The 25,801-nt window shown below is 72.6% G+C and carries 24 protein-coding genes and 1 pseudogene; 14 read left to right on the top strand and 11 right to left on the bottom strand.

Going from position 1 to position 25,801, the window contains the following annotated elements:
* Nucleotides 1-71 precede the first annotated feature (71 nt).
* Genes ACWDYJ_RS26440 through ACWDYJ_RS26430 form a run of 3 tightly spaced genes read left to right on the top strand, consistent with a single transcriptional unit; the run spans nt 72 to nt 2,619 of the window.
* The gene (locus ACWDYJ_RS26440; protein ID WP_451568097.1) at nt 72-755 is read left to right on the top strand and encodes a DUF305 domain-containing protein; all 684 of its coding nucleotides are present in this window, start codon (nt 72-74) and stop codon (nt 753-755) included.
* Nucleotides 756-807: 52 nt separating this feature from the next.
* Nucleotides 808-2,169, top strand: a complete 1,362-nt coding sequence (locus ACWDYJ_RS26435) for an FAD-dependent oxidoreductase (RefSeq protein ID WP_451568076.1) — start codon at nt 808-810, stop codon at nt 2,167-2,169.
* Nucleotides 2,170-2,205: 36 nt separating this feature from the next.
* Nucleotides 2,206-2,619 carry a hypothetical protein gene (locus ACWDYJ_RS26430; RefSeq protein ID WP_451568075.1) on the top strand — a complete coding sequence of 138 codons (414 nt, stop codon included), beginning with the start codon at nt 2,206-2,208 and terminating at the stop codon, nt 2,617-2,619.
* 186 nt (nt 2,620-2,805) lie between these two features.
* Here ACWDYJ_RS26430 and ACWDYJ_RS26425 read toward each other — a convergent pair whose 3' ends face one another.
* Complete coding sequence (locus tag ACWDYJ_RS26425; RefSeq protein WP_451568074.1) at nt 2,806-3,150, bottom strand: ArsR/SmtB family transcription factor; 345 nt, start codon at nt 3,148-3,150, stop codon at nt 2,806-2,808.
* A 108-nt stretch (nt 3,151-3,258) separates the two neighbouring features.
* Entirely contained in the window at nt 3,259-4,359 is a 1,101-nt protein-coding gene (locus ACWDYJ_RS26420; protein ID WP_451568073.1) for an NADH:flavin oxidoreductase/NADH oxidase, read from the bottom strand.
* Between the two features lie 211 nt (nt 4,360-4,570).
* Between ACWDYJ_RS26420 and ACWDYJ_RS26415 the strand changes: the two genes are divergently transcribed.
* Entirely contained in the window at nt 4,571-5,659 is a 1,089-nt protein-coding gene (locus ACWDYJ_RS26415; protein ID WP_451568072.1) for a WD40/YVTN/BNR-like repeat-containing protein, read from the top strand.
* A 92-nt stretch (nt 5,660-5,751) separates the two neighbouring features.
* Here ACWDYJ_RS26415 and ACWDYJ_RS26410 read toward each other — a convergent pair.
* Nucleotides 5,752-5,829 (bottom strand): annotated as a pseudogene (locus ACWDYJ_RS26410) (RidA family protein); the annotation flags it as partial.
* Between the two features lie 280 nt (nt 5,830-6,109).
* Between ACWDYJ_RS26410 and ACWDYJ_RS26405 the strand changes: the two are divergent.
* The 5 genes from ACWDYJ_RS26405 (at nt 6,110) to ACWDYJ_RS26385 (ending at nt 13,263) form a co-directional block, all read left to right on the top strand.
* Complete coding sequence (locus ACWDYJ_RS26405; protein WP_451568071.1) at nt 6,110-7,612, top strand: aldehyde dehydrogenase family protein; 1,503 nt, start codon at nt 6,110-6,112, stop codon at nt 7,610-7,612.
* An 86-nt stretch (nt 7,613-7,698) separates the two neighbouring features.
* Nucleotides 7,699-9,252, top strand: a complete 1,554-nt coding sequence (locus ACWDYJ_RS26400; protein ID WP_451568070.1) for a GMC family oxidoreductase — start codon at nt 7,699-7,701, stop codon at nt 9,250-9,252.
* Nucleotides 9,252-10,316 (top strand): quaternary amine ABC transporter ATP-binding protein, encoded by a 1,065-nt coding sequence (locus ACWDYJ_RS26395; RefSeq protein WP_451568069.1) that lies wholly within the window; start codon nt 9,252-9,254, stop codon nt 10,314-10,316. The genes ACWDYJ_RS26400 and ACWDYJ_RS26395 overlap by 1 nt, the downstream gene beginning before the upstream one ends.
* Nucleotides 10,316-12,304 carry an ABC transporter permease gene (locus ACWDYJ_RS26390; protein ID WP_451568096.1) on the top strand — a complete coding sequence of 663 codons (1,989 nt, stop codon included), beginning with the start codon at nt 10,316-10,318 and terminating at the stop codon, nt 12,302-12,304. The genes ACWDYJ_RS26395 and ACWDYJ_RS26390 overlap by 1 nt, the downstream gene beginning before the upstream one ends.
* Nucleotides 12,301-13,263, top strand: a complete 963-nt coding sequence (locus ACWDYJ_RS26385; protein WP_451568068.1) for an ABC transporter substrate-binding protein — start codon at nt 12,301-12,303, stop codon at nt 13,261-13,263. Before ACWDYJ_RS26390 ends, ACWDYJ_RS26385 begins: the two co-directional genes overlap by 4 nt.
* Nucleotides 13,264-13,317: 54 nt before the next feature.
* Here ACWDYJ_RS26385 and ACWDYJ_RS26380 read toward each other — a convergent pair whose 3' ends face one another.
* On the bottom strand, nt 13,318-13,995 hold the full coding sequence (locus tag ACWDYJ_RS26380; RefSeq protein ID WP_451568067.1) for a uracil-DNA glycosylase: 678 nt from the start codon (nt 13,993-13,995) through the stop codon (nt 13,318-13,320).
* 55 nt (nt 13,996-14,050) lie between these two features.
* Complete coding sequence (locus tag ACWDYJ_RS26375) at nt 14,051-14,275, bottom strand: hypothetical protein (protein WP_451568066.1); 225 nt, start codon at nt 14,273-14,275, stop codon at nt 14,051-14,053.
* Between the two features lie 176 nt (nt 14,276-14,451).
* Between ACWDYJ_RS26375 and ACWDYJ_RS26370 the strand changes: the two genes are divergently transcribed.
* On the top strand, nt 14,452-15,381 hold the full coding sequence (locus ACWDYJ_RS26370) for a hypothetical protein (protein ID WP_451568065.1): 930 nt from the start codon (nt 14,452-14,454) through the stop codon (nt 15,379-15,381).
* 77 nt (nt 15,382-15,458) lie between these two features.
* Here the strand turns inward: ACWDYJ_RS26370 and ACWDYJ_RS26365 are convergent, their stop codons facing one another.
* The 3 genes from ACWDYJ_RS26365 to ACWDYJ_RS26355 all read right to left on the bottom strand — a co-directional run bounded on the left by ACWDYJ_RS26365 (nt 15,459) and on the right by ACWDYJ_RS26355 (nt 19,445).
* Nucleotides 15,459-16,526, bottom strand: coding sequence for a lactonase family protein (locus tag ACWDYJ_RS26365; protein ID WP_451568064.1), 1,068 nt, complete (start codon nt 16,524-16,526; stop codon nt 15,459-15,461).
* Nucleotides 16,527-16,579: 53 nt separating this feature from the next.
* Nucleotides 16,580-17,719, bottom strand: a complete 1,140-nt coding sequence (locus ACWDYJ_RS26360) for a nitric oxide synthase oxygenase (protein ID WP_451568063.1) — start codon at nt 17,717-17,719, stop codon at nt 16,580-16,582.
* A gap of 232 nt (nt 17,720-17,951) precedes the next feature.
* Nucleotides 17,952-19,445 carry an FUSC family protein gene (locus ACWDYJ_RS26355; RefSeq protein ID WP_451568095.1) on the bottom strand — a complete coding sequence of 498 codons (1,494 nt, stop codon included), beginning with the start codon at nt 19,443-19,445 and terminating at the stop codon, nt 17,952-17,954.
* Between the two features lie 346 nt (nt 19,446-19,791).
* Here ACWDYJ_RS26355 and ACWDYJ_RS26350 point away from each other — a divergent pair, with 346 nt between their 5' ends.
* Complete coding sequence (locus tag ACWDYJ_RS26350) at nt 19,792-20,589, top strand: hypothetical protein (RefSeq protein ID WP_451568062.1); 798 nt, start codon at nt 19,792-19,794, stop codon at nt 20,587-20,589.
* Nucleotides 20,590-20,599: 10 nt separating this feature from the next.
* Here the strand turns inward: ACWDYJ_RS26350 and ACWDYJ_RS26345 are convergent, their stop codons facing one another.
* From ACWDYJ_RS26345 to ACWDYJ_RS26335, 3 genes are read right to left on the bottom strand one after another with little or no spacing between them, the layout of a single operon-like run.
* Nucleotides 20,600-21,022 carry a universal stress protein gene (locus ACWDYJ_RS26345; RefSeq protein ID WP_451568061.1) on the bottom strand — a complete coding sequence of 141 codons (423 nt, stop codon included), beginning with the start codon at nt 21,020-21,022 and terminating at the stop codon, nt 20,600-20,602.
* Nucleotides 21,023-21,032: 10 nt separating this feature from the next.
* Entirely contained in the window at nt 21,033-22,574 is a 1,542-nt protein-coding gene (locus tag ACWDYJ_RS26340) for an APC family permease (protein ID WP_451568060.1), read from the bottom strand.
* Nucleotides 22,575-22,623: 49 nt separating this feature from the next.
* Nucleotides 22,624-23,217, bottom strand: coding sequence for a histidine phosphatase family protein (locus ACWDYJ_RS26335; RefSeq protein ID WP_451568059.1), 594 nt, complete (start codon nt 23,215-23,217; stop codon nt 22,624-22,626).
* Between the two features lie 87 nt (nt 23,218-23,304).
* Between ACWDYJ_RS26335 and ACWDYJ_RS26330 the strand changes: the two genes are divergently transcribed.
* The 3 genes from ACWDYJ_RS26330 to ACWDYJ_RS26320 all read left to right on the top strand — a co-directional run bounded on the left by ACWDYJ_RS26330 (nt 23,305) and on the right by ACWDYJ_RS26320 (nt 25,675).
* Complete coding sequence (locus ACWDYJ_RS26330; protein WP_451568058.1) at nt 23,305-23,784, top strand: Lrp/AsnC family transcriptional regulator; 480 nt, start codon at nt 23,305-23,307, stop codon at nt 23,782-23,784.
* A gap of 46 nt (nt 23,785-23,830) precedes the next feature.
* Entirely contained in the window at nt 23,831-24,511 is a 681-nt protein-coding gene (locus tag ACWDYJ_RS26325; protein WP_451568057.1) for an HAD family hydrolase, read from the top strand.
* Between the two features lie 72 nt (nt 24,512-24,583).
* A complete protein-coding gene (locus ACWDYJ_RS26320; RefSeq protein WP_451568056.1) occupies nt 24,584-25,675 on the top strand; it encodes an FAD-dependent oxidoreductase in 1,092 nt (363 codons plus the stop codon).
* Nucleotides 25,676-25,801: the final 126 nt, after the last annotated feature.

Genomic DNA, 25,801 nt, shown 5'->3' with positions numbered 1-25,801 from the left:
GGGAGTCCGATCAGTTCCGTTCGTGGTGGGAACAGAACCAGGACCCCGGCAGTATGTTCCTTTCCATGGACATGGCAAAAGACCCCCGGGTCCGAAAGGCATCGCAGGCGCGCCTCCGTCGATTCCTTGCGGCGGCCACGACCGCCGGCCTCCTGTACGCGGTCGCCGGCTGCCAAGGCGACAGCGCGTCGAACGCGGCGAAAGACGCGGAGGGCGGACAGGGCACGGTGATCGCACCGGGCAAGCCGGGCGAGAAGTCACGCACCCTCTCCCCCGAACAGGCCGCCAAGGCCCAACCGGACGACAGCCCGAACGCGGCCGACCACGCGTACGTGCGGAACATGATCGAACACCACCGGCAGGCCCTGACGATGAGCGCGCTCGCGCCGACGCGCGCCTCGGCGGACGGGGTCAAGCGGCTCGCCGAGCGGATCGCGGCCGCTCAGGGACCCGAGATCGGGGCGATGGAGAAGTGGGTGGACCGCTACCCGGCGCCGGCCGCGGGCTCCGCGGGCCACGACCACGGGGCGATGCCCGGCATGGCGACGGAGCAGCAGCTCAAAGAACTCGCGGAGGCCTCGGGCGCCGATTTCGACCGGCTCTTCCTGACGCTGATGACCGCCCACCACCAAGGCGCGCTGAAGATGGCCGGCGAGGCGCTGGCGGGCGGAAACAACGTGATGGTCGAGGAAATGGCCAACGAGGTCGTGGCCACCCAGAGCGCCGAGATCCACCGGATGCGCGCGATGGGCTGACGGCGGCAAGGGCTGGTGTCATGCTGGGACCACCTGCGGGAGGAGCTCCGCCGTGCTTCGTGTCGCCGTCGTCGGATCGGGCCCCAGCGGGGTCTACGCCGCCCAGACGCTGATCCAGCAGCGCGAGGTGCCGGGCGTGCGGATCGACGTACTGGACCGGCTGCCCGCTCCGTACGGGCTCGTACGGTACGGGGTGGCCCCCGACCACGAGAAGATCAAGTCGCTGCAGGGCAGCCTGCGCACGGTCCTGGAGGACGAGCGGATCCGCTTCCTCGGAAACGTCGAGGTCGGCGGGGAGCAGCTGTCCACGCGGCGGCTGCTGGAGCTGTACCACGCGGTGGTGTACTGCGTGGGCGCGGCGCGGGACCGGCTGCTCGGGATCCCCGGCGAGGAGCTGTCCGGGGTGCATTCCGCGACGGCCTTCGTGTCCTGGTACAGCGGGCACCCGGATGCCGCCGCCGAGGCCTTCGAGCTGGCCGGGGTCGACTCCGCGGTGGTGGTCGGGGCGGGCAACGTCGCCGTGGACGTGACCCGGATCCTGGCCCGGGGACTGCCGGAGCTGACGCCCACCGACATGCCGCAGACGGCGCTCGGCGCGCTGGCCGCCAGCGGGGTGCGCACGGTTGCGATGGTGGCCCGGCGCGGCCCTTCCCAGGGCAAGTTCACCACCAAGGAGCTGCGGGAACTGGGCACCCTGCCCGGCGTGGACACCGTGGTGGACCCGGCCGAGCTGGCCCTGGACCCCACGTACGCCGACCCGGGCGCGGCGGCCGCGCTGCCCGCGGTGGCACGGCGCAACCTGGAGGTGCTGCGCGGCTGGGCGCAGCAGGGCCCCGGTGACGCACGGCGCCGCATCGCCCTGCGGTTCTACCTGCGCCCCGTGGAGGTACTGGGCGGGCCCGACGGCCGGGTCACGGCGATGCGCTTCGAGCGGACCGCGCCCGACGGCCGCGGCGGTGTGACGGGGACGGGCGTGTACGAGGACATCCAGGCGCAGCTGGTGCTGCGGTCCGTGGGGTACAAGGGCGTCCCGCTGCCCGGGCTGCCCTTCGACCCGGAGCGGGGGACGGTCCCGCACGCGGCGGGCCGGGTGCTGCGCGACGGGCGGGCCTCGCTCGGCGAGTACGTGGCGGGCTGGATCAAGCGCGGTCCGACCGGCGTGATCGGCACCAACCGGCCGTGCGCCAAGGAGACCGCGTCCTCGCTGCTCCAGGACGCGGGGGCGCTGCTGGCGGGCCGGGACCGGGAGCGGGATCCGCTGGAGGCGCTGCGGGAGGCGGGGCTGCGCCCGGTGGAGTGGCCGGGCTGGCTGGCCATCGAGACGGCCGAGGCGGACCTCGGGCGCTCGCTGGGACGCCGTTCGGTGAAGATCCCCGACTGGGCCGGCCTGCGGGGTGCCGCGGGGCTGCCGTAGGGTGACCTGTTCCGTTACGGGACAGGGGAGTTGGCGATGGGGAAGCCGTTGAGCCGGGGTACCTGTGTGGCACTGGTGGCGGTGACGTGCACCGCGCTGCTGTCCGGATGTACGCAGGAGTCGACCAGCCCGGAGCCCGTGCGGGGCCCGACGGCGACGACGACGGCCGCGCCACCGGACGCGCTCGCGCTGGCCGAGCGCTACCGGGCCACCGGCGGGGACGCCGACGTGTACGGCATCCAGCAGGAGTCGGGGCAGGGAGGGGCGCCGCTGCTGATCGTCCGTACGCGCAACGCAGACTCGGACGGCCGGCTCTTCGACAAGCAGTCCGCCTCGATCGTCGTGTACCTGACGGCCAAGGAAGGGCTCTCGCTGAGCAAGGGCTACCTGATCGACGTGTTCGGCCCGGACGGCGCCCTCATCCACCGACAGGATTCGAGGCGGCCCTAAGGGCTGTCCCGTAATCCCCGGCGGGCGCACGACGACAGCTACGGCACCTCGCCGCGTTGTCGGAACGCCCGAATACGCCCAGTATGAGGACGCCCCTCCGCCCGGGGGCACCTCCCAGCGGTAGCTGGGGGAGATGCACCGCATCTGACGCCGTGCGCCGATCCACCGGGGATTACGGGACGGCCCTTAGGCGAGGCGGGACTCCTCGGCGGCGGCGGCCGTGAGGACGCTGTCGAGGAGGCCGGGGAAGAGGGTGTCCAGGTCCTCGCGGCGCAGGCCGTTGAACTTGGTCGTGCCGCGGTAGGTCTGGCGTACGACACCGCTCTCGCGCAGGACGCGGAAGTGGTGGGTGGTGGTGGATTTGGTGACCGGCAGCTCGAAGTGCGAGCAGCCCAGTTCGGCTCCGGAGGCGGCGAGCTCGCGGACGATGGACAGCCGGACCGGGTCGGAGAGCGCGTGCAGCACGCCCTCCAGGCGGATGTCGGCCGCCTCGGGGTGGGCGAGGGCACGGGCCGCGTCACGTTCCGTCATGTCCCTGCTCCACTCGTTCGGTTTGCTTGAGGTCCCATCGTACGAGAGTCGTCGTAGGACGGGGGCCGGGAGCGGCCCAGGCACGGGGTGGCCTGAGCCGCTTCCGGTTCACCAGGACCGGTGGTACTGGTCGGGCGTACGGATCTCCGCGCCGAGTTCGGCCGCCGCGCGGCGGGCCCAGTACGGGTCACGCAGCAGTTCCCGGCCCAGCAGGACGGCGTCCGCCTCACCGTTGGCCAGGATCTTCTCGGCGTGCTCCGGTTCGGTGATGAGGCCCACGGCGGCCACCGGGAGCGTGGTCTCCGCCTTGACCCGGGCCGCGAAGGGCACCTGGTAGCCGGGGCCGAGCGGGATCGTCACCTTGGGGGCGAGGCCGCCGGTGGAGACGTCGAGGAGGTCCACCCCGTGCTCCTGGAGCAGCCGGGCCAGCCGGACGGTGTCGTCGGCGGTCCAGCCGTCCCGCTCCAGCCAGTCGGTGGCGGAGATCCGGAAGAACAGCGGGAGCTCCTCGGGCCACACCGCCCGTACGGCGTCCACGACTTCGAGGGCGAAGCGGGTCCGGTTCTCGAAGGAGCCGCCGTAGGCGTCGGTGCGCTTGTTGCTGTGCGGGGAGAGGAACTCCCCGATGAGGTAGCCGTGTGCGCCGTGGATCTCGACGACCTCGTAGCCCGCGGCGAGCGCGCGCCGGGTGGCGTCCGCGAACTGGCCGGTGATCTCGTGGATCTCCTCGGTCGTGAGTGCGTGCGGGACCGCGTGGCCCTCGGCGAACGGCACGGCGCTGGGGGCGACGGGCTGCCAGCCGTGCGCCTCGGGGCCGACGGGACGGCCGCCCTTCCAGGTCCGGTCGGTGGAGGCCTTGCGGCCGGCGTGGGCGATCTGGATGCCGGGGACGGTGCCCCGGGCCTTGAGGAAGGAGGTGATCCGGCGCAGCGCCTCGACCTGGGTGTCGTTCCAGATGCCGAGGTCGTAGGGGCTGATTCGCCCCTCCGGGGAGACGGCGGTGGCCTCCTGGATGATCAGGCCCGTGCCGCCGGTGGCGCGGGCCGCGTAGTGCGCGAAGTGCCAGTCGTGGGCCACGCCCGCGTTCGGACCGAATGCCTCGGCGCTGTACTGGCACATCGCGGCCATCCAGACGCGGTTCGGGATGGTCACGGAACGAAGGGTGTAGGGCTGGAAAAGGGCGGCAAAGGCAGCAGGGGCGGCGCTCATGAGGCTCTCCAGATGTCACCGGACGCACACCGGGGATCGGCGGCTAAGTACGAGAGTCACCGTACTACGAAATCTCTCGTAGTACGAGATCTCCCGTACAACTACTTCGTGCCGTGCGCGCCGCCCGCTCCCTGTCAGTGGCCGGGTGCACACTGGCGGGAAAGCTGCCGAAAGCTGCCATGCAGGACATAGACGTGCGGAGGTGTCGGCCATGACCGACGTGCTACTGCTCGCGGGTACCCGAAAGGGGCTCTTCATCGGCCGGCGCCGGGAAGCCGGTTCGTGGGAGTTCGAGGGGCCCCAGTTCAACGCCCAGGCCGTGTCCGCGGTCGCCATCGACCGGCGGGGGCCCACCCCCCGGCTGCTGGTCGGCGGGGACAGCTTGCACTGGGGGCCGTCCGTCTTCAGCTCGGACGACCTCGGGGCGACGTGGCACGAGCCCGCCGCGGCCGCCGTGAAGTTCCCGCCGGACACCGGCGCCTCCCTGGAGCGGGTCTGGCAGCTGCACCCGGCCGGCCCGGAGGCCCCGGACGTGGTGTACGCCGGGACGGAGCCGGCCGCGCTGTTCCGCTCCACCGACCGCGGCGAGTCCTTCGAGCTGGTCCGGCCCCTGTGGGAGCACCCGACCCGGCCGGACTGGATGCCCGGCGGCGGCGGCGAGTGCCTGCACACCGTACTCACCGACCCCGCCGACCCGGACGCGGTGACGGTGGCCGTCTCCACCGCCGGGGTGTTCCGGACCCGGGACGGCGGTGCGAGCTGGACGCCGTCCAACCACGGGGTCTCGGCGGTGTTCCTGCCCAATCCGCACCCCGAGTTCGGTCAGTGCGTCCACAAGATCGCCCGGGACGCCGGGAACAAGGACCGGCTCTACCTCCAGAACCACTGGGGGGTGTACCGCAGCGACGACGCGGGCGGCGAATGGACCGACATCGGCGCCGGGCTGCCCTCCGACTTCGGTTTCGCCGTGGCCGCGCACCCGCACCGGCCCGACACCGCCTATCTCTTCCCGCTCAACGCCGACTCCGACCGCGTCCCGGCGGAACACCGCTGCCGGGTCTTCCGCACCCAGGACTCGGGTGCGAGCTGGGAACCGCTCACGAAGGGCCTGCCGGCCGAGGACCACTACGGCACCGTGCTGCGCGACGCGCTGTGCACGGACGACGCGGACCCGGCGGGCGTCTACTTCGGCAACCGCAACGGCGAGCTCTACGCCAGCCACGACGACGGCGACAGCTGGCAGTTGCTGGCCGAGCACCTGCCGGACGTGCTGTGCGTGCGGGCGGCGGTACTGAGCTGACGCGTCGCGTCCGGTCGGCGGAAGTCGAGCCGATCGCCGCCCCGCGAAGGTCCTTCGTCATCGCGTTGGGGCGGCGATCGGTGCCGTGTGTTCCGTACCGCCACCGCGTCCACCTCGAACAGCATCCCCGGCAGCGCGAGGGAGGCGACGCCGCTCAGCGTCTGGGCCGGCGTACTGACCGGCGATGAAGACGCGCTCGCCCGGTGACGATGCGGCGTGGAGCTGATCGGTCGTCATGTCCCTGGAGCGTCCTCGCGCGCCCGCCCATTCCGTGCGCGGCCCGGCGCGCGACATGCTCCTGCCGCCGGACAAACGGGTCACTACATGAGATCCGCACATGACACATCTCACTTTGCGAAGACCAGACGCATGCTGCTCCAGGCCACGGGCAGACGCGCCAAGCATCAAAGGACCGATGCCGACCAATCGGAAAAAGAAGGCCTTCAGCTCTTGCCCATACAAAGAACCATCCACACTGACGGAAGCTGGCGAACCGCCCTCGCAGGCGGCACGCGCGAGATCCTCGATCCGGCGGACGGACTGACCTTCGCCGTGGTCGCCGAAGGCGGCGCCGAGGACGCCGACGCCGCTGTCGCCTCCGCGCGCACCGCGTTCGACGCCGGAGCGTGGCCGGGTACGCCGGTCGCCGAGCGGGCCGCGCTGCTCCGCCGGGTCGCGGATCTGCTGATCCGCGACCGCGAGGAGCTCGGCCTGCTGGAAAGCCGCGACACCGGGAAGACCCTGCGGGAAGGGCGCATCGACATCGACTGCGTCGCCGACGCCTTCCGGTACTTCGCGGATCTCGTCATCGCGGAAGGCGCCGGGCGGGTCGTGGACGCCGGAACCGACACGATCCACAGTGTGGTGGTGCACCAGCCGGTCGGCGTCTGCGCCTTGATCGCACCGTGGAACTACCCGCTGCTCCAGGCCAGTTGGAAGATCGCTCCGGCGCTCGCGGCGGGGAACACCTTCGTCGTCAAGCCGAGCGAGCTCACCCCCCTGACCACGGTCGCGCTCATCCGCCTGCTGGTGGAGGCGGGCCTCCCGGCCGGTGTCGCCAACATCGTGACGGGCGCCGGCCACACCGTGGGCGCCCGCCTGGCCGAGCACCCGGACGTGGACCTCGTGTCGTTCACCGGCGGACTCGCCAGCGGGATCAAGGTGGCCCAGGCCGCGGCGCCCGGCGTCAAGAAGGTGGCGCTGGAACTGGGCGGCAAGAACCCCAACATCGTCTTCGCGGATGCCTGCGCGACACCGGACGGCTTCGACACCGCCGTGGACCAGGCCCTGAACGCCGCGTTCATCCACAGCGGGCAGGTCTGCTCCGCGGGTGGCCGCCTCATCGTCGAGGAGCCGGTGCGCGAGCGGTTCGTGGCCGAGCTGAGCCGCCGGGCCGGCCGGATCCGGCTGGGCCGGGGTACCGAGGAGGGCGTCGAATGCGGACCGCTCGTCTCCCTCGGCCAGTTGGAGCGCACCGAGGAGTACGTGGCCTCCGCGCTGGCCGAGGGCGCCGTCCTGCGCAGCGGCGGCGCCCGCCCCCGGCCGGGCGACGTCCGTCCGGCGGGCGGGTACTTCTACGAGCCGACGGTCCTCGACCGGTGCCACCGCGCGATGCGCGTGGTCCGCGAGGAGGTCTTCGGCCCGGTGCTGACGGTGGAGGCCTTCCGTACCGAGGAGGAGGCCGTGGCCCTCGCCAACGACACCGAGTACGGGCTGGCGGGCGCGGTGTGGACGGCCGACGCCGGACGGGCGCGCCGCGTCGCCGGACGGATGCGGCACGGCACCGTCTGGATCAACGACTACCACCCGTACCTGCCGCAGGCCGAGTGGGGCGGATTCGGGAAGTCGGGCACCGGGCGCGAGCTCGGTCCGGCGGGCCTGGCCGAGTACCGCGAGGCCCAGCACGTCTACCAGAACCTGGCGCCCCGCCCCGTGCGGTGGTTCTCGGGGTGACCCGGCAGCGCGACCGGCGCCGCCCCACCGCGCGCCCGGTCCGCGACCGCCCCCGCAGACACCCGCACCACCTGGAGAAACCCCCCATGCCGAAACCCCCCACGCCCCACCACACCTACGACTACGTCGTCGTCGGCGGCGGCACCGCCGGCTCGGTGATCGCCTCCCGCCTCACCGAGGACCCGGACGTCACGGTCGCCGTCATCGAGGGCGGCCCGAGCGACATCGACCGGCCCGACGTCCTCACCCTGCGCCGCTGGACGGGCCTGCTCGGCGGTGAGCTCGACTACGACTACCCCACCACGGAGCAGCCGCGCGGCAATTCCCACATCCGCCACAGCCGGGCCCGGGTGCTCGGCGGCTGCTCCTCGCACAACACCCTGATCGCCTTCAAGCCCCTGCCGTCGGACTGGGACGAGTGGGCCGGTCACGGGGCCGAGGGCTGGGACGCGGCGTCCATGGACCCGTACTTCGACAGGCTCCTCAACCACATCGTTCCGGTCGCCGAGAAGGACCGCAACGCCATCGCCCGCGACTTCGTGGACGCCGCGCGGTCCGCGCTCGGCGTGCCGCTGGTGGAGGGGTTCAACGCGAAGCCCTTCCACGAGGGCGCCGGCTTCTTCGACCTGGCGTACCACCCCGAGGGCAACCAGCGCTCCTCCGCCTCGGTCGCCTATCTGCACCCCTTCCTCGACCGGCCGAACCTCCACCTGCTGCTGGAGACCTGGGCGTACCGGCTGGAGTTCGAAGGCACCCGGGCCACCGGCGTGCGGGTACGCGGCAAGGACGGCGCGGAGACCTTCGTACGCGCCGAGCGCGAAGTGATCGTCTGCGCGGGCGCCGTGGACACCCCGCGGCTGCTGCTGCACTCCGGGATCGGGCCGCGGGGCGACCTGGAGGAACTCGGGATCGAGGTCCGCCACGACCTGCCCGGTGTCGGCGAGAACCTGCTCGACCATCCCGAATCCGTCATCGTCTGGGAGACGAACGGTCCCCTCCCCGACAACTCCGCGATGGACAGCGACGCCGGCCTGTTCGTACGGCGCGACCCCGGGTCACCGGGTCCCGACCTGATGTTCCACTTCTACCAGGTTCCCTTCACCGACAATCCGGAGCGCCTGGGCTACGAGCGCCCCCCGCACGGCGTGTCGATGACCCCGAACGTCCCCAAGCCGAAGAGCCGCGGCCGTCTCTACCTCACGAGCGCGGACCCACAGGTCAAACCCGCCCTGGACTTCCGGTACTTCACGGACGAGGACGACCACGACGGCCGGACCCTCGTCGACGGGATCAAGATCGCCCGTGAGATAGCCAAGGCCGAACCGCTGGCGGCGTGGCTCGGCCGTGAGGTCTGCCCCGGCCCCGAGGTGACGGGCGACGAGGAGCTGAGCGAGTACGCGCGGAAGGTCGCGCACACCGTCTACCACCCGGCCGGAACCTGCCGGATGGGCGCCGCCGACGACGAGCTGGCCGTGGTGACCCCGGATCTGGCCGTCCGAGGACTGAGCGGGATCCGCATCGCCGATGCGTCCGTCTTCCCGACCATCCCCGCGGTGAACCCGATGATCGGCGTGCTGATGGTCGGGGAGAAGTGCGCCGACCTCCTCGTCTCGGCCCTCGCACAGGGAGGTGCCGTCTGATGGACGCCGCCACCGATCCGGTCTTCTCCGTACGCGGCCTCTGGAAGGTCTTCGGGCCGAAAGCCGACCGCATCCCCGGCGACCCCAGGTACGCGGGCCTGTCCGCCGAGGAGATACGCGCGCGCACCGGCTGCACCGCCGCCGTCCGTGACGTCTCCTTCGACGTCCGCAAGGGCGAGGTCTTCGTCGTCATGGGCCTGTCCGGCTCCGGCAAGTCCACGCTGGTCCGCTGCCTGACCCGGCTGATCGAGCCCACCAGCGGCTCCCTCTCCATCGACGGCGAGGACGTTCTGGCCATGGACGGGAACCGGCTGCGTGAACTGCGACGGCGCCGGGCCGCGATGGTCTTCCAGCACTTCGGCCTGCTGCCGCACCGGTCCGTCGTCGACAACGTCGGCTACGGACTGGAGATCCAGGGGATGTCCAAGGCCCGACGCCGCGCCCGGGCCCTTGAGGTCATCGCCAAGGTGGGGCTCACCGGACTGGAGGACCGCCGTCCCGACCAGCTCTCCGGCGGCCAGCAGCAACGCGTGGGGCTGGCCCGCGCACTGGCGTCCGACCCCGAAGTCCTGCTGTTCGACGAACCGTTCAGCGCACTCGACCCGCTGATCCGCCGCGACATGCAGGAGGAGGTCGTCCGCCTGCACCGCGAGGAGGGCAGGACCATGGTGTTCATCACCCACGACCTGTCCGAGGCCCTCAAGCTCGGCGACCGGATCGCCCTGATGCGTGACGGAGCCGTGGTGCAGCTCGGCACCCCGGAGGAGATCGTGACCCGGCCCGCCGACGACTACGTACGGGACTTCGTCCGTGACGTGCCCCGCGAGCAGGTCGTCACGGTGTCGCGGGCGATGCGTCCGCCGGTCGTGGGCGAGTGCGCCACCGGAACGGCCCTCGCCCCGGACGCCACCGTCGCCGAGGCGATCGCGGCCGTCGCCCGTGACGGCGTACCGGCCCGGGTGATGGCGGACGGCAGGCTGCTCGGTGTCGTCGACCACGAGCGGCTCCTCGCGGTCGTCGCCGGGATCGACCTGCCCGCCACCGCCGAGGTGGTGACGGCGTGATCACCACCGTCCCCGCCCCGGCCGTCGAAGGCGACGACCGTCCTCGGACCAAGGAGGCGGCCGTGGCGCGGCGGCGCACCTGGCGCCCGTCGCGGCCGTCCGCCCGCACGGCGCTGCTCGTCCTTGCCCTGGTGCTGCCGCTCAGCGCCCTGCTGTGGGACGGCGGCTGGCCCACGGCCCTGCGCGTCGATCTGGTGCCCACCCTCGATTCCTTCGCCGACTGGGTCGTGGCCAACCGGGACACGCACCCGCTGTTCCTCTACTTCCTGCTGCACCTGTCGAACACCGCCACGGACGCGGTGGACCTCGTGCAGGAACTGCTCACCGCCGTCGGCTGGACCGGGGTGCTCGCGTGCGCGGCGGCTCTCGCCTGGTACGTGTCGGGCGGCGGACGCAAGGGCCTGAGGCAGGCGGGGGTGGCACTCGCCGCGCTGGGCGGCTGCGGCCTGCTCGGCCTGTGGGAGCCGGCCACCGGCACACTCGCCCTGATGCTGGTGGCCGTGGCCGCCGCCGCCGCGCTCGGACTCCTGCTCGGGCTCGCGGCCGGACTGTCCGACGCCGCCCAGCGGGTGCTGCGCCCCGTGCTGGACACGATGCAGGTGCTGCCGTCGTTCGCGTACCTGCTGCCGCTCGTCCTGATCTTCGGCATCGGCACTCCGTCCGCCCTGATCACGACGGTGATCTACGCGACTCCGCCGATGGTACGGATGACCGCGCTCGGACTGCGGGGCGCCGACCCCTCGGTGCTGGAGGCGTCCCGGTCGCTCGGCTCGACCCGCCGGCAGCGGCTGCTCACCGCCCGGCTTCCGCTGGCCCGCCCGCAACTCCTGCTGGGGCTCAACCAGACGATCATGATGGCGCTGTCGATGGTGGTCATCGCCTCCGTCGTCGGTGCGGGGGGCCTCGGCGAGAGCATCTACCAGGCGCTCAGGACCCGGGACTTCGGGCAGGGCCTCACCGCGGGCCTGGCGATCGTGCTCATCGCGGTGTGGCTCGACCGTACGACGGCCGCCGCGGGTGCCCGTACGGCCCGTGCGGGCGCCGACGCCGTCCGGGCGGCAGGTGTCGCCGCCGCGGTGGCGGCAGCCGGCATCGTACTGGGCCAGATCCTGACACGGGGCTGGCCCGAGGGCCTGAGCGTGGACTTCAGCACCCCGCTGAACACCGCCATGGACTGGGTCGTGGGCACCTTCTACCAGGACGTACCGGTAGTCGGCGGCACGGACGTCTGGGCGGGCGCCTTCACCACGTGGGTGCTCAACCCTCTCGACGCCGGCCTCCAGGCGCTGCCGTGGTGGTCGGTCCTGATGCTGGCCGGCGCCGTCGCCTGGCTGGTCGGCACCTGGCGCGGCGCCGTCACCGCCGTCCTGGCCCTGTCCTGCATCGGCGTGCTGGGCATCTGGAGCAAGTCCCTGTACACCCTGTCCCAGGTGCTGGTGGCCGTGGCCGTCACGCTGCTGCTGGGCTTCGCGCTCGGCATCCTCGCGGCCCGCGTCGGCTGGGCCGAACGGCTGCTGCGACCGGTGTTCGACGGCATGCAGACGCTGCCTCAGTTCATCTACCTCATCCCCGTGGTGCAGCTCTTCAACGCGGGCCGGGTCGCGGCGATCACCGCCGCGGCCGTCTACGCGCTGCCCGCCGTGGTGCGCATCACCACCCAGGGGCTGGGGCAGGTCAGCCCGGCCACGATGGAGGCCTCGCGCTCGCTCGGCGCCACCACCTGGCAGCAGATCCGCCAGGTGCAGTGGCCACTGGCCCGGCCGGCCCTGCTGGTCGCCGCGAACCAGGGCGTCGTACTCGTCCTCGCGGTCGTCGTCATCGGCGGCCTCGTCGGCGGCGGTGCGCTCGGGTTCGACGTGGTCAAGGGCCTGACCAGCAGCGAACTCGGCACCGGCCTGGTCGCGGGCGCCGGCATCGTCTGCCTCGGCCTGACGCTCGACAAACTCACCCAGCCCCGTCCCCCGTCCACGAAAGGCACTCCCTCATGACCAGGAACACCCGCACCGCCGCCCGCAGAACCGCCGTCGCCGCCGCGGGCGTGGCGGCCCTGCTGACCGTCAGCGCCTGTGGCGCCGCCGACACCGGCTCCGGCGCCGGCTCCAAGGTCGTCAACCTCCACACCCCCTCGTGGGTCGGCGCCGAAGTGAACACCGCCGTCGCCGCGTACCTGCTGGAGCACGAGCTGGGCTACACCGTGAAGACCAGACAGATGGACGAGACCCCGGCCTGGGACGCCATGAGCCAGGGGCAGATCGACGCCATCCTCGAAGACTGGGGCCACCCCCAGGAGCAGAAGCGGTACGTCGAGGGCAACAAGAGCGTCGTCTCCGCCGGCGGGCTCGGCGTCACGGGCCACATCGGATGGTTCGTTCCGAAGTACGTCGCCGACCAGAACCCGGACGTCCTGGACCACAAGAACCTGAACAAGTACGCCGGTCTCTTCAAGACCCCCGAGAGCGGCGACAAGGGCCAGTTCATCAAGGGCGACCCGTCCTACGTCTCCCACGACAACGCCCTGATCAAGAACCTCGGCCTCGACTACAAGCCGGTCGAGGCGGGCGCCGAGGCGACCCACCTGGCGCAGCTCGAGCAGCTGTACAAGAACAAGAAGCCCTTCCTCACCTACTGGTGGACGCCGCAGTGGATGAACGCCACGATGGACCTGGTCGAGGTGAAGCTGCCCGAGCACAAGGAAGGCTGCGACCAGGACAAGAACGCCGTCGCCTGCGCCTACCCGGACGTCCCGCTCCAGAAGTGGATGAACGCCGAGTTCGCGCAGAAGGACGGCGAAGCGGCGCGGTTCCTGAAGAACTTCACGTGGACGACCGACCAGCAGAACCTCGTCGCCAAGTACGTGGCCGCTGACAAGATGACGCCGGAGAAGGCCGCCGAGAAGTGGGTCAAGGAGAACGAGGCCACCTGGAAGGCCTGGATCCCCAAGAAGTAGGCTCCGCGGCAGTCCGCGCCCCTCCGGAAGCCGGACCCGCCTCCTCCTGAAAAGCTAGGGCAGCTGCCAGTTCACCGGCTGCGCTCCCTGGCGGAGCAGGAGGTCGTTGGTCCGGCTGAAGGGCCGCGAACCGAAGAAGCCGCGGTCCGCCGACATCGGCGAGGGATGGGCGGATTCGATCGCCGGGAGGTCGCCGAGGAACGGCCGCAGATTGCGGGCGTCCCGCCCCCACAGCACCGACACCAGCGGCTTGCCCCGCGCGACCAGAGCGCGGATGGCCTGCTCGGTCACTTCCTCCCAGCCCTGGCCGCGATGGGCCGCCGGCTTGCGGGGTGCGGTGGTCAGAGCCCTGTTCAGCAACAGCACGCCCTGCCGGGTCCACGGCGTCAGGTCACCGTTGGAGGGACGGGGCAGTCCGAGGTCCGTGTGCAGCTCCCGGAAGATGTTCTCCAGGCTGCCGGGCAGCGGATGGACGTGGGGCGCGACCGCGAAACTGTGCCCGATGGCCATGCCCGGAGTCGGATACGGGTCCTGCCCCACGATCAGGACACGCACCTCGTCGAACGGCTGCTGGAAGGCACGCAGTACGTGCCCTCCGGCAGGTAGGTACGTACGACCGGCGGCGATCTCGGCACGCAGGAAGTCGCCCATGGAGGCGACGCGCCCGGCCACAGGACGCAGGGCCTCGGCCCAGCCGGGCTCGACGAGTTGGTTCAACGGAAGAGCTGCCACGAAGGGTCACCCTACTGGCGTAGGCGGCCTGCTTCCGAACCCGGTGGCGAGGCCCTTAGTCCGGCGGTTCCGGGGACGTCCGGTCCTGGGCTCCGGCCTCGTCGCCCGCGCCCGTGTCCTCGCCGGCCGTCGGGTCCTTGTCGCGTACGTCCTCGTTCTCCGGCGCCTTCCCCAGGTCCAGATCGGGGGCCGGCGGCTCGGGCTCCGGCAGGTCCGGGGTCACGGCGTGGTCGCTCTCGGGGACGGGGGGCGGTGACTCGAATTCCGCTTCAGAGCTCATCCGTCCAGCCTGCCCTCGAACGGGTCCGCCCGCTAGTGCGGCACGGTGCGTCGACTGGTGCTCGCCGTTAGTCAGTTGAACCGTGTATGACATTCAACGGATAAAAGAGGACAGATGCCGCCTGACCAGGCCCTGCCCGAACACCCGGTTCCGATAAGCCAGTAGCATGCGACGCCATGAGCTCTCCCACTGGGCCCGCAAATGGCCTGCCCGTACGAATGCCGCGACCCCGCCAGACCGGACGGCACCGCCGGCCCGAGCCCGCGGTGGCGCCGGAGGGCGCGCCCGCGCTGGTGCTCGCCGTGCCCGGTGCCCCTTCGGCCGGCTCGCGGTCGCTCGCGGAAGAGATCATCAGCATCGGCCGCTCCGAGCTGCCCGGCCTGGACGCCCGGATCGGTTACCTCGACGGCACGGACGCCGACGACCCGGCGGGCTGGGAATTCCCGTCCCTGTCCAGCACGCTGACCGCCGTCGCGAACGAGCGCGCCGCGCGCGCCGACTTCGCCCGCGCCGCGGGCCACGAGGTGCCCGCGCCGACCGGCCCGGACGCCGTGGTCGTGCCCCTGCTGGCCGGTCCGGACGCCGACCTGCTGCGCCGCGTGCGCCAGGCGCTCATGGACTCCTCGGCCGCCGCCGAGCTGGCCGACGTACTGGGCCCGCACCCGCTGCTCGCCGAGGGCCTGCACGTGCGGCTCTCCGAGGCGGGTCTGGCCCGCGCCGACCGGGCCCGGCTGTTCACCGTGGCCACCGCCGCAGACGGCATCATCCTGGCCACCACCGGCGGCGAGGAGGCCGTCCAGGCCGCCGGGATCACCGGCATGCTGCTGGCCGCCCGGCTCGCCGTGCCCGTGATGGCCGCCGCGCTGGACCAGGAGGGTTCGGTGGCCTCCGTCGCCGCCGAGCTGCGCGGCTCCGGTTCGGCCCAGCTCGCGCTGGCCCCGTACCTGATCGGCCCGGAAGCGGCCGAGGGTCTGCTGGACACGGCCTGCAAGGAGGCCGACTGCGCCGCCGCCGAGGTGCTCGGGGCCTACCCGGCGCTCGGCAAGCTCGCCGTCGCCCAGTACAGCGCCGCCCTCGGGATCACCCTGGGCGCCTCTGCGCACTGACCCGTCGTCCCGTACGCGCGAGGCCGCCCCCGGCATTCCGGGGGCGGCCTCGCGCGTACGCCGGACGGCGGCCGTGGTCAGCGGAAGACGACGCAGGCGGCGGCGGGCACCTCCAGCTGACCGGCCCGGCTCAGCTGTCCCGTCGCCGGGTCGACGTCGAACCAGGTGACATTGCCGGACCACTCGTTGGCCACGTACAGCCGCCGCCCCGAGGGGTCTGCCACGAGATCTCTGGGCCAGCTGCCACCGCACGCCACACTGTCGGTGACCTGGGGCTTCTCCGCGCCGTCGGAGAGCGAGAGGGTGACGATGACGTCGGCGCCCCGGACCGCCGCCCAGACGAAGCGCCCGTCCCGCGAGACGACCACCTCCGAGGGGTAGTCCCGTACGGCCCCCTGAGCGCCCGCCGGGACGACCGGAACCTCGACCACCGGCTCCAGCCGCCCGGCCGCCGGATCCCAGCGGCAGACGGTCAGCTGCGGCTCCAGCTCGTGGAGTACGTAGATCACCTCGCCGTCCGGATGGAAGGCCAGGTGGCGGGGCCCGGTCCCGGCGCGCAGCACGGTCTCAGCGTGGAGCCGCAGGGCTCCGGTGGCCGGGTCGAGCGAGCAGACCCGTACCGAGTCGGTGCCCAGGTCCACGCTGAGCACCCACCGGCCGGACGGGTCGGGCAGCACCTGGTGGGCGTGCGGCCGGTCCTGCCGGTCGGCATCGAGCCCGGAGCCCTCGTGCGCGAGGACGGACTCCGGGCTGCCCGGGGTGCCGTCGGGCGCGATCGGGAGGCTGCTGACGCTGCCGGAGGTGTACTGGGCGGTGAGCAGCCGGCGCCCGGCCAGGCTGAGGTGCGTCGGTCCGCAGCCCCCGACGCCGACGGGCGGGCCGAGGGGGATGAGGCCGTCGGCGGTGGGCCGGAAGGCGGACACCGCTCCCCGCTCCGTCTCGCTGACCGCGTAGAGCACCCCGGTGTCGGGGTCGAGGGTGAGGCAGGAGGGGTTTTCGGAGGCCTCGGTGACCGCGAGGGCGGTCAGCTCCCCCGTGGCCGGATCCACTGCCGCGGTGGTGATGCCTCGGCCGCCTCCCGAGGTGAACGAGCCGATGTAGGCGCGCTGTCCGCCGCCCTGTTCCGTAGTGTCCGCGCCGCCCACCGGGGTGTCCTCTCCGCCGCTTGGTGTCCGTCGGGGCGACGCTAACAGAAGGTCTAGACCAAATCCCGCCCTTGTGCCCTTTCCGGCGCGCCGGGGTGGTGGACGTACGCCGGACGGCTCTGCCGGTCCTCGTAGGTGCGGTGGAAGACCGGGGTCGCGGAGCCGGAGATGGGCGGCACGATCCAGGACCAGTCCGCGCCCACGTCGCGGCCCTTGCGCTCTTCCCGCTCCAGGTGGGTCAGGAAGCGCTGCGATTCGGTGTGGTGGTCGGAGATGGTGACGCCGGCCCGGTCGAAGGAGTGCAGGACCGCCCTGTTGAGCTCGACGAGCGCCCGGTCCTTCCAGAGCGAGCGGTCGCTGGAGGTGTCCAGGCCCAGCCTGCGGGCGACGGCCGGGAGCAGGTGGTAGCGGTCGGTGTCGGCGAGGTTGCGGGCACCGATCTCGGTGCCCATGTACCAGCCGTTGAAGGGCGCGGCGGGGTAGTGGATGCCGCCGATCTCCAGGCACATGTTGGAGATGGCGGGTACGGCGTGCCAGCGCAGTCCCCAGTCGGCCCAGTCGTCTTCGCCGTCGGGATACCGGATCGGCACCTCCAGCACGGCGTCCGCGGGGGTGTCGAACCAGCGGGGCTTGTCGTCGACGCCCTGGACGACGAGCGGCAGGAGGTCGAAGGGCGTACCCGGGCCACCGGACCAGCCGAGCTCCAGCAGGGCCTCGGTGAGCGGTCGGTTGCGGGCGTCCCCCACCGTGACGGAGGGGTGGTCGCCGTAGCCGGCGTAGCGGACGAGCTGCTCGCTCCAGATCAGCGGTCCGGGGCGGTCCGGGGCGTCCGGGGCGAAGACCGTGATCGTGGGCCGGACCCTGCCGCCGTTCGTCGCCTCGCGCAGGTGCTCGAAGCACTCGTCGGCTATCTCCTGCCCCTCGGTCAGCCCTCGGCGGTCGCGAACGCGCAGCGAGTTCCAGTAGAGCCGGCCTATGCAGCGGTTGCTGTTGCGCCAGGCCACACGGGCTCCGTGGGCCAGCTCCTGCGGCGTGTGCCGGTAGGTGCCGCTCTCCACGAGCTCGTCCCGCACGGCGGCGAGCCGGGCACGCGGATCACCGGCTTCCGGATTCTCCCGGTGGAAGAGCCGGATGAACTCCTCGGCTTCCTCCCACACCTGAGCGGTGCTCGCGTGCCGTTGACGTATGTCCATCCCGGGCGGTTACCCCCTGTCCGACTGCGCGGCTGTGCCGCTGTGCCGCTGTGCGGATGAATGTGCCATGAACCCTCACCCGTTGTACATCTCGCAGGTCAGCGGCGGACTTCACGCTCGCCCCTGAACACTCGACCGAGTGGTCTTCGCCCGTCGGCCCGTGGAGGAGGAGGGGCAGGCGTACTATCCGCCGCTGTCCGGGAGTTGGGGTCCGGCGGGCACGAGCCTGTCCCTACGCGCTGACCAGCGGGGCCTTCGGGTCGGATCGCAAGGGGGTGGCCAGCGCGGCCAGGGCCTGCTCAAGGCCGTGCAGGTGGGCCAGGGCGGGCTCGGCCGCGGCGGGCCGGGGCAGGCTCGCCAGGGCGGCGGGCTCCTCGGCGCCCTGCGGGGCGGTGAGCGCCTCGACGGCCGCTTCCACCCGCCAGCAGGCGGCGGCCAGCCGGGCGTCGTGCGAGGCCTGCGGATCGGCGGCGACCGCCACGAGCCCGCGCACCTCCCGGGCGCAGTCGTCGAGCAGGGCCAGCACCTGGCGGGCGCGGGCCTTGCGGGCGCGCAGCGGGCTCAGGGGGTGGACGAGGGGCGCGAGCGCCATCCGGACGCGGCCCAGCAGCAGTTCCAGCTCGGCGGCGTGAGGGGCCGGATCGGCGGCCGGGTCTCCGGCGAGACGGTCGAGGGAGGCCGCCGTGGAGGCCCGTACGCAGTGAAGCGCGCGCTGGATCCAGGCGGCGTTGGCGGCGTGCGTGGTCACCGGCAGCACCACCAGTACGGCGAGGGCGGCGCCCAGCGCGCCGACTGCGGTCTCCTCGAAGCGCAGGAACAGCAGCCCGGGGTGCAGGACGCCGAGCAGTCCGTAGAGCAGGCCGGCCATGACGGTGACGAAGAACATCATCCAGGAGTAGGAGGGCGCGGCGGTGTAGAAGATGCCGAAGACGCAGACGGCGACGAGGGCGGCGGTCGGCGCGGGCGCGCCGTGCAGCGGTACGGCGATCAGCAGTCCGGCGGCGATGCCGAGGACGGTGCCGAGGACCCGGCGGAAGCCCCGCACCAGGGTCTCCCCGCGCGAGGCGGTGTTGACGAAGATCCACCAGGCGGTGCCGACGGCCCAGTACCAGCGGTCCTCGGACAGCGCCTGGCCGATGGCGAGGGCGAACCCGCAGGCCACCGTGGCCTGGAAGGCCTGCCGGGTGGTGGGGCGGGCGAGCCCGGTGCCCGGCAGCCCGGGCGGGGCGGCGGCGGGCGGGGTACGGCGTTCGATGGGCCACAGCACGAACCGCACGGCGCCGGCCGCGAGGAGCGCCAGCGCGACGGCGGCGAACAGCTCGGGCAGCTGGGCGGGGACGGCGTGCAGGAACTGGGTGACGAAGAACATCATGAAGGCGAAGATGCCCAGCGCGTGGCCGCGCGCCCCCCATCGGCGGGCGTAGACCCCGGCGAAGACGACGGCGAGGAAGGCCGCGTCGCGGGCGGGCGTCACCCCGTGCAGGGTGGTGGCCAGTGCCAGGACGGGGAAGCCGACGGCCGGCAGCAGTGCGGTGGTCACCCGCTGGGCACGTACGTCCGGGTCGAGGACGGTGAAGAGCGCGAGCATGGCGGCGAGGCCTCCGGTGATGGAGGCGGTCAGCGAGAGACCCGCGAGTTCGGCCACGGCGACGGCGAGCCCGACGCCGATCACGGCGCGAGTCGAGTTCCTGAGCCTGAGCCGCCCCGGGTCCGGAGCCACGAACATTCTCTTCACGGCGGTGTGCCGCCCCCCTTGCGATGGCGCGGGCCGGGCCCCCTGCCGCCCGTGGGTGGTGGGCAGTGTGGGGGCACGGCGAAGGCACCACGGTCCGGAGCGGCCTCGTTGCCGTCCGGCGCTGCGTGGCGCCGTAAGTACATGGATACGCCACAGATAAGCATCTTCGGGGGCAATGGCTCAAGTGAGGCCGGAAGCACTGCGCCATTGGCCCAGGGATCGGGTGACATCTCCGGCCGTATTCGTACCAACGGCCCCGCAGTGGCGAGCCTGTCGCCGTACTGCACAATCAGGGCCTCGACGACGATTCTGGGGGGACGGCATCACCATGCACAGGGTGGGGAACGGCAAGAGAGTCCGGCGCGCCGCGGTCGCGGTCATGGGTGCGGCGCTGCTGGCCGGGACGGCCGCGTGCGCGGATGGCGGCAAGGCGGCGGCCGGGACCGGCGAGGGCGCCTCGGCGGCGCCGGCCGGCGCGAGCGCGAGTCCGAGTCCGAGTCCGAGCGTCGCCGGTACGCCGGGGCCGGGCACGGACCTGCTGAAGCAACTGGCCCTCGCGCCCGGCACCGAGGCCGGGCGGTACGAGGTCTCCGAGCCGCTCCTCGACGAGCCGTTCAACGAGCTCTACGAGGCCGCCCCGGCGCTCTGCCAGCCGCTGACGAGCCTCGGCAAGGCGGGCCACACCGGGCAGGCGTACGCGGCGCTGCGTGTGCCCGGCGAGTTCCAGGAGATCGACACCGACATCCTGCTGCGGTCGTACAAGGACGGAGCCGCCGCCGGGGCGGTCATGAAGTCGCTGGCGGAGGCCGGCAAGCAGTGCGCGGGCGGCTACACCGAGGACCGCGCGCTGGTCGAGGCCAAGGTCCTGCGGGTGGAGCCGGTCCAGGCGCCCGCCCTCGGTGACGAGGCGCAGGCGTACCGGATCGTGGTGCGGGACGTGAAGAACGAGAACATCTCCCTCTACAGGTACCTGACCCTGGTGCGCTCCGGTTCGGTGACGCTCTCCTTCTACTCCGACATCCTCGACCTCAAGGACTTCGGCGGGGTACCGCGGGAAGTCGTCACGGCGCAGTGGGAGAAGTTCTCCCGGGGCATCGGCTCGGGGATGGGCTCGGGGATCGGCTCGGGGCCCTAGCAACCCTCCTCTACCTGTCGTTGTCGGTCGGTACGCACAGGACCGGGACCGGCGACAGGTGCAGCAGTTTGTGCGGGGTGGAGCCGAGCAGGGCGCCGCGGATCGGGCTGTCGCCCCAGCTGCCCACGATGATGACCCGCGCGCCGTGCCGCCGCGCCGCGTCCAGCAGCGCCTGGGCCGGCTTGTCGTCCACCACCTCGACCGTCGAGGGGACGCCCGCCTCGTCGGCGGCCTCGACGGCACGGGCGAGCGCGAGGCGGCCGGCCTGGTGGACGGCCTCCCGGTGGGCGCGGGACTCCTCCCCCGTGGGGCCGGGGGCGGCCGCTCCGTAGACGAGCACCAGGGGCTCGCCGAAGGCGGCGGCCACCTCCAGCGCCACGCGCAGCGCCCGCTCGGCACCGGGCGACTCGTCGTATCCAAGGACCACGGACATCGGGGGCTCCTCAGGGCTTGCGGGCGTGGACGAGGGCGGGGTCGGCCACCCCGCGCCGCTCGCGCCAGAACGTGCCGTCGCGCAGCCGCCAGAAGCCCATGACGAGCACGCCGACGACGGCGATCGCGATCCCGATGACCAGCGGCGGGCCGAGGCCGAACCAGGAGACGCCGCCGGCGGAGTTCTCGGGGTTCGACATGTCTGCGATCGACTCCACCAGCAGCCAGCCCAGCAGGCCCGCCCCGAGCACCGGGCCGAGGCCGATGAGCAGGAAGTTGTGCGCGTTCTCCAGCAGGTGGCGGCGGTAGTAGATCGCGCAGGCCAGACCGGTGAGGGCGTAGTAGAAGGTGATCAGCAGGGAGAGGGCGGTCAGTGAGTCGAGGAGGGCGTCCTCGCTGATCCGGTTGACGACGAGGTACCAGCCGATCGCGATGCCCGCCACCCACCACGTGCTGACGTCCGGGGTCCGGAAGCGGGGGTGGATGTGCGAGAGCCCGGGCGGCAGCGCGTGCCGGCGGGCCATGGACAGCGCGGTGCGGGAGGCGGGGATGATCGTCGTCTGGGTGGAGGCGAGCGCGGAGGTGCAGACGGCGAGGAGCACCACCCAGTCCCAGCCGCCCAGCACCTCGTGGGCGAGGACGGCGAAGACGGCCTCCTCCTCCGCGGCGTTCTCGGCGAGGAAGCGGGTCCCGGAGTAGCCGACGACGGCGAAGCCGACGGACAGGTAGGTCACCAGCAGCACCACGGTCGACCACATGCCCGCCTTGCCGGGCGCGGTGGCGGAGTCCTCGACCTCCTCCGTGAGGTTGACCGCCGACTCCCAGCCCCAGTAGATGAACACGCCGAGCAGCAGTCCGCCGGTCAGCGCGGCCCCGCCGGCGCCGAAGGGGTTGAGCCAGCCGATGGACGGTCTGATGCCTTCGAGGCTGCTGGTGCCGGCGTAGACGCGGTAGATGGCCACGACGGCGAAGACCAGCAGGAAGAAGACCTGGGCGAGGATCAGTACGTTCTGGAGCTTGGCCGACATCTCGGTGCCGATGACGCAGACGGCGGTCATCAGCAGGATGACCAGGACGGTGAGGCTCTGGCGGATCAGCTCGTCGGCCGCCCAGTCGTCGAGGCCGGCGGCGAGCAGGCCGAACTGCACCGCGACGTCGGCCAGCGAGCCGATGACCAGGACGCCGGTCATGGCGATGGCCCAGCCGCCGAGCCAGCCCGCCCACGGGCCCATGGCCCGGGTCACCCAGGAGAACGTGGTGCCGCAGTCCTGGTCGACCTTGTTGAGGTAGTAGAAGGCGGCGGCGATCAGCAGCATGGGCACGAAGGACGCCAGCATCACGCCCGGCGCGTAGATCCCGGCCAGCGCCACGATCGGGCCGATGACGGCGGCCAGGGAGTAGGCGGGCGAGGTGGAGTTCAGGCCGATGACGAGCGCGTCGAGGAACCCGATCGCGTTGGCCTTCAGGCCCGTGTCGGGGCCGGTGTCCGCGGCCGCGTCGACCGGTCCTCCAACGCCGCCACCACCGGCGCGGTCGTCGTCGCCGTCGTTCATGTACGCATCGTCACGTACCCGGGCCCCCCGCGCGAGGCGGGATCCCGGCTCAGGGGTGGGTGTTCCAGCCCGCCACCACCGGGAGCCCGTGTTCCGTGGACAGGACGCTGAGGGTGCCCGTGCGCAGGAGGAAGAGCCGGCCGTCCGCCGGGGCCAGGCCCAGGTAGCGGGCCGTCAGGACGCGCAGGAGGTGGCCGTGGGCGACCAGCACCACGGTGCCCCGGCCCTCGCGCAGGACCTCGCCGACCCGGGCCAGGACCCGGTCCGCGCGGGCGCCGACCTGGGCGGCGCTCTCGCCGGGGTGGTGCGCGTCGCCCGCCGGGACCCCGTCGGTCCACAGCGACCAGTGGGGCCGGGTCCGCCGGATCTCGGCAGTGGTGACGCCCTCGTAGCCGCCGTAGTCCCACTCGCGCAGGTCGGGCTCGGGGACGCCCTCGGTCAGCCCGGCGAGCCGGGCCGTGGCCACGGCCCGGCTCAGCGGGCTCGTCAGCACCAGGGCCGGGCGCCCGTCGCGGAAGAAGGGGGCCAGGGACACGGCCTCCTCGACCCCGCGCGCGGTCAGCGGCACGTCGGTCAGTCCGGTGTGCCGCCCGTCGGCGCTCCAGGCCGTCTCCCCGTGCCTCACCAGCAGCAGATCACCCATGCTGAGGACCTTAAGGGGACGGGTGGGTGCCGGCGGGACCGCGCAACGGCCGATCCGGGCGAACCGGGCCATTGGTACAGTCACCGCATGTCGGTGGACGAGCTCGACACCCGAATCCTGCGCCTGCTGATCGAGCAGCCGCGCACCAGCGTCCGCGAGTACGCCCGGCTCCTGGGGGTGGCGCGCGGGACCCTCCAGGCCCGGCTGGACCGGCTGGAGCGCACCGGGGTGATCACCGGGACCGGTCCGGTACTCTCCCCCGCGGCGCTCGGCCATCCGGTGCTGGCCTTCGTGCACATCGAGGTGACCCAGGGACATCTGGACGAGGTAGGCGACGCCCTCGCCGCCGTGCCCGAGATCATCGAGGCCTTCTCCATCACCGGCGGCGGGGATCTGCTGACCCGGGTGGCGGCCCGGGACAACGCGCATCTGGAGGACGTGATCCAGCAGCTGATCCGGCTCCCCGGCGTGGTCCGCACCCGTACGGAAATCGCCCTGCGGGAGCGGGTCGCGCACCGGCTGCTGCCGCTGGTCGAATCCGTGGGACGGGCCGCCCGCACATCATGACAAGACGACACGGACAGCCGCACAACCGGCAGGACGGGTACACCGGATGATTTCCGTCATCTTCGATCTCGACGGCACTCTCGTGGACAGCGAGCCGAACTACTACGCGTCGGGTCGCCTCGTCCTGGAACGCCACGGCGTCTGCGATTTCACGTGGGAACAGCACGCCCGCTTCGTCGGCATCGGCACCCTGGAGACGCTGGAGATCCTCAAGGAGCGCTACGGCCTGCCGGCGCCGGTGGAGCAGCTGCTGGCGGAGCAGAACGCCGCCTACCTGGAGCTGGCCCGGGCCCGGACGGAGGCCTACCCGCAGATGCGGAAGTTCGTGGAGCGGCTGCACGCGCAGGGCGTCCCGATGGCGGTGGCCTCCGGTTCCTCACGCGAGGCGATCGACGCGGTGCTGGAGGGCACCGGGCTGGACGTGCTGCTGACCACGGTGGTCTCCGCCGAGGAGGTCGCGCACGGCAAGCCCGCGCCGGACGTGTTCCTGGAGGCTGCCCGCCGGCTCGGCGCCGTGCCCGCCGACTGTGTGGTCGTCGAGGACGCGGCGCCCGGGGCCGTGGCGGCCCGTGCCGCCGGGATGAGCTGCATGGCGATCCCCTACATGACGGACACCGCCGGGGATCCGGCCTTCGCGGCCGCCGACCTGCTCTTCGCGGGCGGCCAGCCGCAGTTCAGCGCGGACGCGGCCTGCGACTGGCTGGCGGCCCGCCGGGCTACCGCCTGACGGCCCTCGGCCCATGCCGGCCGGGCCGGGAAGATCCCGCCGCCAACGCGAGTTAGTAGAACCGTGAACGAAATGGCGACGCGGTACGCGGCGGACGTGGACGTGGTGGTGATCGGCGCCGGTCAGGCGGGGCTGGCCGGGGCCTACCACCTGGCGCGGGCGGGGCTGGATCACGTGGTCCTGGACCACTCCCCCCGCCCCGGCGGGGCCTGGCAGTTCCGCTGGCCCTCGCTCACGTACGGCAAGGTCCACGGGATGCACGCCCTGCCCGGCATGGAGCTGACCGGCGCCGACCCACTGCGGCCCTCCTCCGAAGTGATCGGGGAGTACTTCGCGGCGTACGAGGACCACTTCGGCCTGGACGTACGGCGCCCCGTGGACGTCTCCGCCGTACGCGACGGGGGCGAACGGGCTCCCGGGCGGCTGCTGGTGGAGTCCTCGGCCGGCACCTGGTCGGCCCGCGCCCTGATCAACGCCACCGGCACCTGGGACCGGCCGTTCTGGCCGCACTACCCGGGCCAGGAGCTCTTCCGGGGCCGCCGGCTGCACACCGCGAGCTACCCGGGGCCGCAGGAGTTCGCCGGAGCCCGGGTCGTCGTGGTGGGCGGCGGCACCTCCGCGGTGCAGCACCTGCTGGAGATCTCCGGGGTGGCCGCGGAGACCACCTGGGTGACCCGTCGGCCACCGGTGTTCCGCGACGGCGGGTTCGGCGAGGCCGAGGGCCGGGCGGCGGTGGCCCTGGTGGAGGAACGGGTCCGCCGGGGCCTGCCCCCGCGGAGCGTGGTCAGCGTGACCGGGCTGCCCCTGACCGAGGCGGTCCGGGCCGGGCTGGAATCCGGGGTGCTGGACCGGCTGCCCGCCTTCGACCGGATCACCCCGACCGGCGTCGCCTGGGCGGACGGGCGGCGCGTGGACGCCGACGTGATCCTGTGGGCCACCGGCTTCCGGGCCGCCATCGACCACCTGGCCCCGCTGCGGCTGCGCGAGCCGGGCGGCGGCATCCGGGTCGAGGGCACGCGGGCGGTGCGCGACGAACGCGTCCACCTGGTGGGCTACGGCCCCTCGGCGTCCACCATCGGCGCGAACCGCGCGGGCGGCGCCGCCGTCCGCGCGATCCGGCGCCTGCCGGCCCTCGTACGCACGCCGGCGACCGCCGCGACCTGAGGCGGCCCTAGGGAGTGTCGTCAAAGTAGCTCCGGCCGCCCGAAGGGCGGGGCCGGTGGGGCCTGGTGCGTGCGATCGCAAGGCGGAGGAGGGAGTCGACGCGGAGCGTCGGCGACCGACGACAAC

The sequence above is a fragment of the Streptomyces sp. NPDC003042 genome (genome assembly GCF_053591315.1).
The sequence above is the reverse complement of the archived record's forward strand: the minus strand, read 5'-3'. Positions and strand labels throughout refer to the sequence as shown.

What these genes read in the sequence shown, in the direction of transcription:
- ACWDYJ_RS26440 (WP_451568097.1), top strand. Translation starts at nt 72, where the DNA reads ATGGCAAAAGACCCCCGGGTCCGAAAGGCATCGCAGGCGCGCCTCCGT.
- ACWDYJ_RS26325 (WP_451568057.1), top strand. Translation starts at nt 23,831, where the DNA reads ATGATTTCCGTCATCTTCGATCTCGACGGCACTCTCGTGGACAGCGAG.
- ACWDYJ_RS26335 (WP_451568059.1), bottom strand. Translation starts at nt 23,217, where the DNA reads ATGGGTGATCTGCTGCTGGTGAGGCACGGGGAGACGGCCTGGAGCGCC.
- ACWDYJ_RS26395 (WP_451568069.1), top strand. Translation starts at nt 9,252, where the DNA reads ATGGACGCCGCCACCGATCCGGTCTTCTCCGTACGCGGCCTCTGGAAG.
- ACWDYJ_RS26375 (WP_451568066.1), bottom strand. Translation starts at nt 14,275, where the DNA reads ATGAGCTCTGAAGCGGAATTCGAGTCACCGCCCCCCGTCCCCGAGAGC.
- ACWDYJ_RS26415 (WP_451568072.1), top strand. Translation starts at nt 4,571, where the DNA reads ATGACCGACGTGCTACTGCTCGCGGGTACCCGAAAGGGGCTCTTCATC.
- ACWDYJ_RS26400 (WP_451568070.1), top strand. Translation starts at nt 7,699, where the DNA reads ATGCCGAAACCCCCCACGCCCCACCACACCTACGACTACGTCGTCGTC.
- ACWDYJ_RS26385 (WP_451568068.1), top strand. Translation starts at nt 12,301, where the DNA reads ATGACCAGGAACACCCGCACCGCCGCCCGCAGAACCGCCGTCGCCGCC.
- ACWDYJ_RS26370 (WP_451568065.1), top strand. Translation starts at nt 14,452, where the DNA reads ATGAGCTCTCCCACTGGGCCCGCAAATGGCCTGCCCGTACGAATGCCG.
- ACWDYJ_RS26345 (WP_451568061.1), bottom strand. Translation starts at nt 21,022, where the DNA reads ATGTCCGTGGTCCTTGGATACGACGAGTCGCCCGGTGCCGAGCGGGCG.
- ACWDYJ_RS26420 (WP_451568073.1), bottom strand. Translation starts at nt 4,359, where the DNA reads ATGAGCGCCGCCCCTGCTGCCTTTGCCGCCCTTTTCCAGCCCTACACC.
- ACWDYJ_RS26430 (WP_451568075.1), top strand. Translation starts at nt 2,206, where the DNA reads ATGGGGAAGCCGTTGAGCCGGGGTACCTGTGTGGCACTGGTGGCGGTG.
- ACWDYJ_RS26355 (WP_451568095.1), bottom strand. Translation starts at nt 19,445, where the DNA reads ATGTTCGTGGCTCCGGACCCGGGGCGGCTCAGGCTCAGGAACTCGACT.
- ACWDYJ_RS26360 (WP_451568063.1), bottom strand. Translation starts at nt 17,719, where the DNA reads ATGGACATACGTCAACGGCACGCGAGCACCGCTCAGGTGTGGGAGGAA.
- ACWDYJ_RS26425 (WP_451568074.1), bottom strand. Translation starts at nt 3,150, where the DNA reads ATGACGGAACGTGACGCGGCCCGTGCCCTCGCCCACCCCGAGGCGGCC.
- ACWDYJ_RS26340 (WP_451568060.1), bottom strand. Translation starts at nt 22,574, where the DNA reads ATGAACGACGGCGACGACGACCGCGCCGGTGGTGGCGGCGTTGGAGGA.
- ACWDYJ_RS26330 (WP_451568058.1), top strand. Translation starts at nt 23,305, where the DNA reads ATGTCGGTGGACGAGCTCGACACCCGAATCCTGCGCCTGCTGATCGAG.
- ACWDYJ_RS26320 (WP_451568056.1), top strand. Translation starts at nt 24,584, where the DNA reads ATGGCGACGCGGTACGCGGCGGACGTGGACGTGGTGGTGATCGGCGCC.